The organism is Leifsonia sp. HAY1-4F (assembly GCF_056755275.1).
In genome coordinates, this window is the sequence record NZ_JBNDHX010000520.1 from 1 (window position 1) to 244 (window position 244).

General features: G+C 62.3%; 1 protein-coding gene. It reads right to left on the reverse strand.

The annotated features are described in order from the left end of the window. Positions 1 to 244: LysR substrate-binding domain-containing protein (locus ACPYOG_RS20365; RefSeq protein WP_481295893.1), on the reverse strand; the 244-nt coding region annotated here is incomplete at both ends.

Genomic DNA, 244 nt, shown 5'->3' on the forward strand with positions numbered 1-244 from the left:
GATCCAGATGGCGTCGCTGGCCCGAACGAAGGCGCGGCCGAAGGAGTCGGACACGGTCTCGATCTGGTTGGGCAGGCGGCCGGCGCCATTGGCGATGAGGAAGCTCTCGACGAAGGGGCGGATGATCGAGCCTCGCGTGGGCATCAGGATCGTATAGCGGCTGAGATCGGAAAACACCGATTGCTTTGCCGAAAGCAGCGGGTGACCAGCTCTGACGGCAAAGACCACTTGCTCGGAGTAGAGA